We start from the raw sequence: 12,255 nt of genomic DNA, 5'->3' as shown, positions 1-12,255 counted from the left end.
TTTCAAGTTTCGGCTAGGTCTACTAACTTTACTTTTTGAGCGGTTTTAAAAACAGTAATTTAAATTTTCTTGTTTTGAAAGAGAATCTTGATTCCCATTTTTTATAACACTACAAAATTGCACGATTAAAACTTTATAAAAACACACATTATTATGGCATCACAATTATTCACACCCATCAAAATAAAAGACATTACTTTCAAAAACCGAATTGCTATTGCGCCAATGTGCCAATATTCGGCTACAGACGGTTTTGCAACTAACTGGCACTTGGTTCACTTAGGAAGTCGCGCCATAGGAGGTGCCGCATTAATTATACAAGAAGCAACAACCGTTGCTCCCGAAGGCCGAATCTCTCCAGGTGATTTAGGAATATGGAGCGATGCACATATAGAAAAATTTAGCGAAATTAACGCATTTATCGAAAGTCAAAATTCGGTTCCTGGAATTCAATTAGCACACGCAGGTCGTAAAGCGAGTGTGTCTACACCTTGGGAAGGCAATAAAAAGTTAGACGCCACTCAAGGTGGATGGGAAACCGTTGCGCCATCTACAATTGGTTACCACGATAACGAGCCAGCTCCTGTTGCTTTAGACAAAAAACGGATTGAAAAAGTTGTAACCGACTTTAAACTTGCCACCAAAAGAGCAGTTGAAGCGGGGTATAAAGTAATGGAAGTGCACGCCGCACACGGATATTTATTACACCAGTTTTTGTCGCCTTTATCAAATGTGAGAACAGATGAATATGGAGGGAATTTTGAAAACCGAATCCGTCTTACGCTTGAGGTTGTTGCTGCAGTACAATCAGAATGGCCTGAAAACCTACCTTTGTTTGTGAGAATATCAGCGACTGACTGGGCCGAAGGAGGCTGGAATGCCGAAGAGTCTGTAAAACTTTCTAGAATCTTAAAAGAAAAAGGTGTGGATCTAATGGATGTTTCTTCAGGAGCTTTGGTTTCATACCAAAAAATTCCTGTAGCGCCCAACTACCAAGTACCTTTTGCAGAACAAATTAAAAAAGAAGCGGGAATCCTAACAGGAGCAGTAGGTCTAATCACCGAAGCCCACCAAGCCGAAGAAATCGTATCCTCAGGAAAAGCAGATTTGGTATTATTTGCCAGAGAATCATTAAGAGATCCTAATCTAGCATTGACTTTCGCTCACGATTTAGATGCCGAAATCACATGGCCTAAACAATATGAAAGAGCTAAGAAATAAGGCGTTTTATGGTCAGGTTGAGCGGACTCGAAACCATTTTTAAGTAGGACATTAATAGAGTATCTCGATTCAGCTCGATTTGACAAACATAAAGTGCTTTGCTTTTTTAAATTTAGAGTTGTTTCAAATGATGTTGTCAAGTTGAGCGGAGTCGAAACCATTTTTGATTAGGACATTAATAGAGTATCTCGACTCCGCTTGATATGACAAACTTAAAGAGTACTTTACTTTTAAATTAATAGTTGGCTCAAATTATGTTGTCAGGTTGAGCGGAGTCGAAACTATTTTTGATTAGGATATTAATAAGGTATCTCGACTCCGCTCGATATGACAAACGTAGAGTACTTTGCTTTTTAAATTAAGAGTTGGCTCAAATGATGTAGTCAAGTTGAGCGGAATCGAAACCATTTTTGATTAGGATATTAATAAGGTATCTCGACTCCGCTCGATTTGACAAACGTAGAGTGCTTTGCTTTTAAATTAAGAGTTGGCTCAAATGATGTTGTCAGGTTGAGCGGAGTCGAAACCATTTTTGATTAGGAAATTACTAGAGTATCTCGACTCCGCTCGATATGACAAACGTAGAGAGTACTTTGCTTTTTAAATTAAGAATTGGTTAAAATGATGTTGTCAGGTTGAGCGGAGTTGAAACCATTTTATGTTCAATGTCAATTACAATCTAATACAAAACATGAAAAAAATAAAAACAGCCCTACTATCTTACGGAATGTCTGGAAAAGTATTCCATGCACCATTCCTCAAACTTCACGAAGGATTTGATCTGGTAGGCTCTTGGGAGCGCAGTAAAAAATTAATTCAAAATGATCATCCAGAAGTAACAAGTTTTCCAACCATAGAATCAATTCTAGAAAATGATACTATAGAACTCATAGTCGTAAATACACCCGTAGCAACACATTATCAATATGCCAAAAAAGCATTGCAAGCAGGAAAACACATTATAGTCGAGAAAGCATTTACTACAACCGTAGCAGAGGCCGAAGAATTATCGGCTTTAGCCAAAGAAAAAAAACTAAAACTCGCTGTCTTCCAAAACAGAAGATGGGATAGTGATTTTAAAACAGTTCAGAAAATAGTAAATGACGGCTTACTTGGGGAATTGGTAGAAGCCGAATTCCATTTTGACCGTTACAATCCTAATTTAAGTTTAAAGCAACACAAAGAAACGGTAAATGAAGGTGCTGGAATCTTGAAAGATTTAGGGCCGCATTTAATTGATCAAGCACTTTATTTATTTGGTTTTCCTCAACGTGTTTTTGCGGATATAAGACTGACTCGAAAGCATACACAAGTTGATGATTACATAGATGTTTTGCTGTATTATAAAGAATTTAGAGTCCGCTTAAAGGCAGGTTTTTTTGTCCGCGAAGCAAATCCAGCCTACGTTCTTCACGGAAAAAAAGGCTCTTTCTTAAAACCGCGAGGCGATGTACAAGAAGACGATTTAAAATCAGGTAAAAAACCCAACTTAGATTATTGGGGAACTGAATCACAAACTAATCAAGGAGTATTACACACTGAGGTGGATGGAAAAGTAATTCGTGAAAAAGTTCCAACACTACAAGGAAACTATTACGACTTTTTTGATGGGGTTTACAATGCGATCAGGAATGACGCTCCAGAGCCAGTAACTGCTCAAGAAGGAACCCAAGTCATGCAAATTATTGAAGCAGCAATCAAGAGCAGTGCACAACAACAAATTATCACGCTATAAAATTAGTTTATTTCACTGTCAGGTTGAGCGGAGTCGAAACCTTTTTCAAGGCTAGCACATTTCAGATCTAACATTCATCGCCACAAATTAAAGAATTTAGAAGGATTAATCTGTGAGAGTTTTTAAATCTGTGGTCAAAAAACATTTTGCGCTTTACGGTCAGGTTGAGCGTAGTCGAACCCCTTTTTTTTAAACCCAACGCTAATAAAATAATCTCGACTCCGCTCAATTTGACAAAACAGACACCAAATTTTAAGAATCTAAAGTCAAAAGCCTACTTTTTAAAATTAAATTTATAAACAATAACGATGTAATTAATTGTAGCACTGCTATTAACAAAACATAACGCAATCCTTTTTTGTATTTTTGCCAATTGAATTAGTAAAAAAAAGAAAAACGATTTGATAGATTTAAATTTTATATACCGCTTCAAAACCGAAGGAAAGCTTAAAAAATCATACAAGAAAGCTAAAACCTCTTACTTAAGGAGAATTCGCTGGGCAGTTTCTGCATTTTATTTTGGGATGGGTTTGTGTTTTGCCACTTGGGCCAGTAGAATTCCTGACATCAAAGTAGCCTTGCATTTAAGTGACGCTGACTTAGGAACCATTCTTTTTGCGCTTCCCGTTGGTCAGTTAATAATGATGCCTTTTTCAGGAAAATTAGTAACTCGTTTTGGGAGCCACCGCATAGGAGTATTTTCACTTTTAATGTATGCTTTTAGCCTTACTAATATTGGACTCGCTACAAACGCATGGCAACTTGGTTTTGGGTTATTTCTATTTGGATTATTTGGAAACATGAACAACATCGCCATCAACACCCAAGGCGTTTACACCGAAAAATTATACAAAAAAACAATCATGGCTTCCTTTCACGGTATGTGGAGTTTTGCGGGATTCACCGGAGCATTAATCGGTTTAGGAATGCTCGCGTTCAATTTTTCGCCATACCACCATTTTCTAATTGTGGGATTTGTTGTAATGACGCTAATTGCTTTCAATTATAAATTTTTAATCAAAGCAAAAGAAAGACCTAAAACAGTCGAAAGCAATAAATTATTTATAAAACCTGATAGCGCCTTAATTTGGCTTGGGGTGATTGGTTTTGGTTGCATGGCCAGTGAAGGAATCATGTTTGACTGGAGCGGACTCTACTTTAAGGATGTCGTAAAAGCACCAGGTTCTTTAATCATTTTAGGATATACTTCCTTTATGGTTATGATGGCCAGCGGTCGTTTTTTAGGAGATGGATTGATTCAGCGTTTTGGAAGAAAAAAAGTCATTCAAACCAGCGGTATCATGATTTCTACAGGGCTCTTTACCGCCGTTATTTTTCCGTATTTAGTGCCTTCAATGCTCGGTTTTATGCTAGTAGGTCTTGGTGTTTCAACAATTGTCCCTACCTTATATAGTCTGGCAGGTAAAAACACCACCGTTCCTCCTGGAGAAGCTTTGACTATAGTTTCAAGTGTGAGTTTCCTAGGATTCTTGATGGGACCCCCCGTAATTGGGTACATTGCTGAAGCCTTTGGTTTGCGATTTTCATTTGCTTTTATAGGCCTTTTCGGAATCCTGATTGCATTAATGGTTTCTCGAATAAAAGCCATCCAGTAGTTTTTTTAGGAATACAACGTCATTTTTTCATAATAAAATCAGTCCCGCTGTACACAGTATCTTTATTGCCAAACCCTGGCAATAAAGGATACCTGTTTCCATCGGGATTATTGATGTCGTTTAGTGCATACAATTAAATTCTCTCGACAGCAACCGCAGTGCACCCACGCTCTTTTTTATTAAACCAAAATTACAGTGCTTACTTTAAAATTTTAAAGTAAATCAGCGGCTATTAATTATCTTTTTTTATTATTTTAGAATAAAATTCTTATCAAAATATTGAATTACATAATATTTTACTTATATTACGCACTGAAAATCAATAATTTAGTCTTTTCTAGTCCGTTTATAAATACCACTTTCCATAAGCGCACAACGGTTTTGCAATCCCCAAATTTGCTGTAAATCCGTTCTCATTTAAAAACATTATCTGTTTTTATCAAGTCACAGCTTTGCCCTATTCCTACTACTTTATTTATAGGCTATTTGCCGTGCAACTCCTAAATTTTTAGGATAAAACCGCGTAATTTTAAATTAGAATCCTTTATGAAAGAAAACTTGATCAGACTATTTTTTATTTTTCAAATGGGGTTTTTATGGGCGCAAAACCCAACTGGAGTTTCCGGAAAAGTATTGGATGCTAAAACACAACAACCGTTGCAGTATGTGGTTGTAACTATTCAAAACACTAACGAAATGCAATTAACTACTGTAACTGGAACGTTTAATTTTGAAACCATTCCAGTAGGCGAACATTTATTGCTTTTTCATAATCAAGGTTATAAAGACGCCTTGTTTCCAGTGTCAATTATTGAGAATCAAATGGTAAACTTAGGCAGTGTTATTTTAGAAGATGATGATATTACCCATTTACAAACAACTGTAATTAGACTTTTTGATACCGATTTAAGTGAAGACAATAGTGGGTCTGAAAGTATATCAGGAATGTTGCAATCTTCCAAAGATGTTTTTCAGCAAGCTGCCGCTTTTAATTGGGGACAAGCGCGTTTTAAAATGCGCGGACTCAATACAGAACAAGCTATAATTATGCTCAATGGTATACCAATGAATAAACTCTATGACGGCCGACCGCAATGGAGCAATTGGGGTGGACTAAATGACGCCACCCGTAATCAAGAATTCACAATAGGAACAGCGCCTTCAGATTATAGTTTTGGTGGGGTATTAGGAACGCAACACATGAATACCCGTGCTTCAACTTATAGGGCAGGTACTAGAATTACTTTATCAGCAACCAATACAAATTATAACTGGCGCGCTATGGCAACACATGCTTCCGGAATGAATAGTAGCGGTTGGGCGTATGTAATTTCTGCTGGAAAAAGATTTACTAATGAAGGACATTTTGAAGGAACAACTTATGACGCTAGTTCTTTACTAATAGGTGTCGAAAAGAAAATAAATGAACAGCATTCAATAAACTTCACAGGAATGTATACGCCTAATAAAAGAGGTAAGAATTCACCTAATTCTGCTGAGGTTATTGGCTTGACTAGCGAAAAATACAATGCCTATTGGGGATATCAAAACGGTAAAAGACGAAATTCAAGAGTCAAGACAATCAAAGAGCCTATTTTTATGTTAAATCATTATTTTAAAATTAATGATCATTCTAATGTTAATACCAGTGTCATGTACCAATTTGGACAAATAGGCAATAGTAAAATAGATTATCAAAATGCAAATAGTCCTGACCCTACCTATTTTAGAAAACTACCTAGTTATTTTAGCGCTTTGTACGCTAAAGACAACGGTGAATATTCAGGAGATTTTACTCCAGATTTTGAAAATGCTGAGAAAAGTAAAACCGCTTTTTTAGCTAATCCGCAAATTGATTGGGAGGCGTTATACCGTGCAAATCAAACAGCTGTTTTAGATAATAATGGAACAATTACAGCCTACGAACCAGCTAGAAGTCATTATGTTTTGTACGAAGACCGTACTGATGATAAGTTATTTGTTGCTAATTCAGTTTTTAATACTCAGGTAAATGAAAATCTATCCATACAAGTGGGAGCGACTTTTAGAAAATTAAAATCGCACAACTATCAAAAATTGTTAGACTTATTAGGCGGAACTTATTTTGAAGATATCGATGGTTTTTACAAAGGGAAACAAGCACAAGCCGACTTAAATAATCCCAACAGACAAGTTAAAGTAGGGGATGAGTATGGATACAACTACAATTTTGACGCAACAACATTAGATGCTTTTACGCAGTTTAAATTTTCTTACGATAAAATCGATTTTTACTTAGCACAAACTTTCTCAAGCACCAATTATCAAAGGGAGGGTTTGTATAAAAACGGAATCTATGAAAGCATTTCTTTTGGCAAAAGCCAAAAGATAAATTTCGAAAATTTTGGTTTCAAAGGTGGACTGACTTATAAATTTTCGGGTAAGCAACTGTTAAATTTTAATGCCGCACATCTTACTAAAGCGCCAACTTTAAGAAATACTTTTCCTAATTCACGATTAAATAATTCCACCCTTGACGGACTCAATAGTGAGACTGTAAACAGTTTAGATTTAAACTATATATTTAGAGCACCTAAGTTTAAAGCGCGTTTTTCAGCTTATTATATCGCGATGAAAGATGCTACAAAAACCTCTTTTTTTTATGCTGAAGGAATTTTTGACAATGGAGCGGGAAATACCAATACAAATGCTTTTGTTAGCCAGACACTTACTGATATTGATACAAAAAATATAGGTGTAGAGTTGAGTTTTGAACACCAACTCACTACAACAATCAAGGTGACTTTAGCAGCAGCGTATGGAAAAAATAGTTATGATAATAATCCTAATTTAACGGTAAGCAATGATGCTTTGGCAACGGTAGAAAACACAAAGCCTTCATTTGATTTTGGCAAGGCATTATTAAAAAATTACAGACAGCCAGGAATGCCACAACAAGCTTATAGTTTTGGACTAGAATATCGAGACCCAAAATATTGGTGGGTTGCCACAAATGTTAACTTCTTGACGGATGCTTACATCGATTTTTCATCCATTACTAGAACCAATAGTTTTAATATAAATCCAGCAAGCGGATTCCCCTTTCCCGAAGCCACAGCTGCAAGAGCCGGTGAGTTATTAAAACAAGAACGTTTTCCAGATTTATTCTTGCTAAACATAATAGGAGGAAAATCGTGGAGAATAAAAAGAAAATATATTGGTTTATTTATTAGTATCAATAATGTTTTAGATCTAAAATATAAAACAGGAGGTTATGAGCAAGCTAGAAATGGAAACTTTAGGCAATTAGACCAAGATGTTGCTAGCGGTACCCCTTCTTTTGGAAGTAAATATTACTATGGATATGGAAGAACATTTTTTCTAAACCTATCTTTTAATTTATAAATAAAAACACTTATTATGAAGTTACAATGGAGTAATTATTTTTGTTTAATGGTATTGTGTACTGTTTTTTTTAGTTGTGTAAATGATGAGGTTGGGATCCCCAATCTAGAATGTGATCAAGCCAGCTTAACGCCAAATAAAACCGTGGTTGAAATACATGATGTGACAAATCACATTGTAAGTCAGTATAAATATGATGATATTATTGAGGCATATGTTGTGTCTAGCGATGAATACGGGAATTTCTTTAAAGCGATTTCTTTTCAAACTTTGGCAACAGCCACAACAAAAGCAATAGGTTTTAGCGTTCCGGTAGATGTAAGTAATACTTATGTTGATTACCGTTTGGGTAATAAAGTATATATCAAACTTAAGGATCAATTTACAGATATAAAGTATGGTAGCCTTAGAATAGGAACTATTTATGTAAGTAGTTTTAATATAGGTGGCGTTGGGCGTTTGTCACAAAATGATTATCAAAATGTATTGCTTGCCTCATGTACAAATTTAACAGATGATCAATTAGTCACGCCAATGACAATTGCTGAAGCTCAGGATGATAAAAAGTTAAATACTTTAGTAGAGTTTGATGCCGTACAGTTTAAAGAAGATGCTATTGGGCGCACTTATTATGAAGAGGCAAATGATATTGGAGGTGCTACAAACTGGAGTTTACTGGATGATGAAGGCAATCAAATTATTTTTAGAACGAGTAGTTATGCACGATTTTCAGCAAACTTAGTTCCTGGTGGTAGTGGGAAAGTTCGTGGTGTTTTGACAAAATTTGGAGATTATTTTCAGTTAGTAGCTCGGTCAGAGAACGATGTGAAAATGGAAGGAGAAAGAGCGGTTCCTTTTTTTATCGAAAACTTCCAATCGGTTACCGATAAAGCAAATTTAAGTTTACCTGGGTGGGCAAATATAGTAGAAGAGGGGAAACTTTTTTGGAGGTCAGGCGTACTCGCCGGAAATGGATATGCTGAATTTGCTATCAGCGGAACCAAAGTTAACTCGAATATTGCTTGGTTAATTTCTCCTAAAATTGATATGGATTTGCAAGAAAATGAAATACTAACTTTTAGAACTGCGCAAGAAGAACTGGATGTAGATTCACCATTAAATGCACTAGAAGTTTACATCGCCACAAATTTTGACGGACTCAATGTTGATAAAGCAAATTGGGTTAAACTAGACGTTAAAATGCCTAGCCAAGCCACACCCGACAGTCAGTTTATAGGATCTGGAAAAATTGACTTATCCAGTTACCAAGGAAAAATAAATATTGCTTTTAAATACATAGGTTCAGGAAAAAACTTAGCTTTAGATGGAACATTTCAATTAGATGATGTTCAAATTTTTAGCAAGTAATGTTTTAGCAATATGAAAATCAGTTTGATTATATTTGCGCTATTCTAAAAATTGAAATACTATGAAATATGCTTTATTTGCTGTTATTCTAACACTTTTTATCTCTTGTGAAAAAGATAAAGATGTGGATTATGTAGCTAAAAACGAACAAGAAATTACAGATTATATTGCTAAAAACAATTTGAATGCTAAAAAAACTGCCAGTGGTTTGTATTATGTAATCAATGAGGCAGGAACAGGTGCACAACCTACAGCAACGTCTAATGTAACGGTTGCTTATAAAGGGGCATTTACTGACGGATCTGTTTTTGATGAAAGTAAACCAGAAGGAATAAGTTTTGGTTTAAATCAAGTGATAAAAGGCTGGACAGAAGGAATTCCTTATTTTAGAGAAGGTGGAAGTGGTATTCTTTTAATACCATCACACTTAGGGTATGGGGGTAGTGATTCTGGTCCCATTCCAGGAGGATCGGTACTTATATTTGATGTAAAACTGATTTCAGTAAATTAATAAAAAGGGACTTCGTTTAATGCGATAGTCCCTTTTTACTTTTAGAACTAACAATGCAATAACTTATATTTAATAGCGAAAGGAGTAGGGTTCTTATTTGATTTTTGTATTTTGCAGTCCCAAATCTTTATGAATACCACATGAAAACCTACTTTATGGCCCTGCTAATAGCGGCCCAGCTTTGCTTTGTGCAAACTCAAGCACAAGAAAATGCCGTTGCATTAAAACGAATCAATATTGTTAAAACAAATTTCCGAAATTTAAAAGATGGCGAAATTGTAAACAAAACAATTGTATTCAAAGACGGAAAAATTCTTTCGATTAAAACCTCAGATGTTATTCAGGGCTTTTTTTATAATACAAACGGCTTACTTGATATGACCGTAAAAGAACGCGAAGGAAGTAATTGGAAAGAAGTTACTAATTACACTTATGATAACACAAATCGACTAACAAAATTTAGTAAAAAATACGATGAAAACGGCGAGAATGTTACTAAAACAGTAACTTTTAAGTACGAAGGAGCAAGAATTAAAGCCGATACTAAAAAGAGTAATACCCATCAAAATTTTGTTGAAGACAATGAATATATTGTTGAAAACGGAATCGTTGTTAGACGAACTTCTAGAGATTATAACCAGCAAATTATCAGTAAAAAAGAATATGGTTATTACAAAGAGAATTTATCGAGAGACAAAGGACTTGTAGGTGACAAAACAATTATTTACTATAGTTATGATGATAAAAATTCGGTTAAGTCTTTAATGGCTAAAAATACCTTTGGTGAGAATTATAAAGTAATCGTTCCGTTGATTTCTTTTTATGAAGAGGAATTTGAATTGCAATCAATATCTGACCATAATGAATTGAATTCTAAAGCAACATCAACAAACTATGTAGGTAAATCCGCAACATTTAAATATAACGCTAACAATTATCCTATTTCACAAGCGCTTATTGAAGAAAACGGAATAGTAAAAACTAAAACCACTTATTTATACGAGTAACGCTACTTTATATACATCGTTTTTGTTAAAAAAAACCTTAATATTTCTTTATAATAGTTTAAAAAGCACTAGTAGTTACCCATTGTAGCGTACAAATGATTAAATTTGTAACTTATACAAAGATATGTTAGAAAAAGAAGTATTAAATTTCGAAAAAACAGCCATTGTTGGTATTGTAACTCAAAATCAAAGTGAAGAGAAACTTAAAGAGTATCTTGACGAGCTAGAGTTTTTAACATTTACAGCTGGCGGAGAAGTGGTGAAGCGTTTTTCACAAAAAATGGAACGCCCTAACCCTAAAACTTTTATGGGTACTGGAAAAATAGAAGAAATTCATGCGTATGTAAAGGAAAACGGAATCTCAACATTGATTTTTGATGATGAACTTACCCCTTCGCAACAAAAGAATATCTCAAAAATAATAGTAGAATGTAAAATTCTAGATAGAACACACCTTATCCTGGACATTTTTGCACAACGTGCCGAGACTTCCTATGCAAGAACGCAGGTCGAGCTAGCACAATGTATTTATATGTTACCTAGATTATCCGGACTTTGGACACACCTTGAGCGTCAAAAAGGAGGAATTGGAATGCGTGGACCCGGAGAAACAGAGATTGAAACCGATAGACGTATTGTACGTGATAGAATTGCTTTATTGAAAGATAAAATCAAGGCAATTGACAAGCAAATGGGTACACAACGCGGTAATCGTGGTTCTATGGTACGTGTTGCTTTGGTTGGTTATACCAATGTTGGTAAGTCAACTTTGATGAATGCCGTGGGAAAAAGCGATGTGTTTGTAGAGAACAAATTGTTTGCAACATTAGATACAACAGTTCGAAAAGTGGTGATCAAAAACCTACCTTTCTTATTGTCAGACACCGTAGGATTTATTCGTAAACTGCCTACGATGCTAGTTGATTCTTTCAAAAGTACGCTAGATGAGGTGCGCGAAGCAGATTTGTTATTGCACGTAGTTGATATTTCGCACCCAGAATTCGAAGATCATATTGCATCGGTAAATCAAACCTTATTAGATATCAAAGCCAATGATAAGCCAGTAATTATGGTTTTCAATAAAATTGATGCTTACAAACATTTGACTATTGACGACGATGATTTAATGACCGAAAAAACGCCAAGACACTACACTCTTGAAGAATGGAAGTCTACTTGGATGGGTCGTGTAGGTGAAGAGAATGCGTTGTTCATCTCGGCCACCAATAAAGAGAATTTTGAAGAATTCAGAGAACGCGTTTACGAAGCCGTAAGACACATTCACATCACGCGCTTCCCGTACAACAAGTTTTTATATCCTGATTACAAAGATGCCATCGAAAAAGAAGTAGATGATGACAATGAAGAAGAATAGCGATAAGTAATTATTATTAAAGCACATTGTCAGTTCTA

General features: G+C 35.3%; 8 protein-coding genes. All 8 read left to right on the top strand.

Annotation, left to right across the window (positions count from 1 at the left end):
• Positions 1-153: 153 nt before the first annotated feature.
• The 8 genes from HNP99_RS03650 (at position 154) to hflX (ending at position 12,217) form a co-directional block, all read left to right on the top strand.
• A complete protein-coding gene (locus HNP99_RS03650; RefSeq protein ID WP_173851404.1) occupies positions 154-1,221 on the top strand; it encodes an NADH:flavin oxidoreductase/NADH oxidase in 1,068 nt (355 codons plus the stop codon).
• 691 nt (positions 1,222-1,912) lie between these two features.
• Entirely contained in the window at positions 1,913-2,956 is a 1,044-nt protein-coding gene (locus tag HNP99_RS03645) for a Gfo/Idh/MocA family oxidoreductase (RefSeq protein WP_173851402.1), read from the top strand.
• A 401-nt stretch (positions 2,957-3,357) separates the two neighbouring features.
• The gene (locus HNP99_RS03640) at positions 3,358-4,572 is read left to right on the top strand and encodes an MFS transporter (RefSeq protein ID WP_173851400.1); all 1,215 of its coding nucleotides are present in this window, start codon (positions 3,358-3,360) and stop codon (positions 4,570-4,572) included.
• 546 nt (positions 4,573-5,118) lie between these two features.
• Positions 5,119-7,956 carry a carboxypeptidase-like regulatory domain-containing protein gene (locus HNP99_RS03635; RefSeq protein ID WP_173851398.1) on the top strand — a complete coding sequence of 946 codons (2,838 nt, stop codon included), beginning with the start codon at positions 5,119-5,121 and terminating at the stop codon, positions 7,954-7,956.
• A gap of 15 nt (positions 7,957-7,971) precedes the next feature.
• Positions 7,972-9,324 (top strand): DUF5689 domain-containing protein, encoded by a 1,353-nt coding sequence (locus tag HNP99_RS03630; protein WP_173851396.1) that lies wholly within the window; start codon positions 7,972-7,974, stop codon positions 9,322-9,324.
• Positions 9,325-9,385: 61 nt separating this feature from the next.
• A complete protein-coding gene (locus HNP99_RS03625; protein WP_173851394.1) occupies positions 9,386-9,835 on the top strand; it encodes an FKBP-type peptidyl-prolyl cis-trans isomerase in 450 nt (149 codons plus the stop codon).
• A 155-nt stretch (positions 9,836-9,990) separates the two neighbouring features.
• Positions 9,991-10,842 (top strand): hypothetical protein, encoded by an 852-nt coding sequence (locus HNP99_RS03620; protein ID WP_254596816.1) that lies wholly within the window; start codon positions 9,991-9,993, stop codon positions 10,840-10,842.
• 124 nt (positions 10,843-10,966) lie between these two features.
• Entirely contained in the window at positions 10,967-12,217 is a 1,251-nt protein-coding gene (gene hflX, locus HNP99_RS03615; RefSeq protein ID WP_173851390.1) for a GTPase HflX, read from the top strand.
• The last annotated feature ends 38 nt before the right edge of the window (positions 12,218-12,255 follow it).

The sequence above is a fragment of the Flavobacterium gelidicaeli genome (assembly GCF_013294005.1).
GTDB lineage: Bacteria > Bacteroidota > Bacteroidia > Flavobacteriales > Flavobacteriaceae > Flavobacterium.
This window is presented reverse-complemented; position numbering and strand designations above follow the sequence as displayed.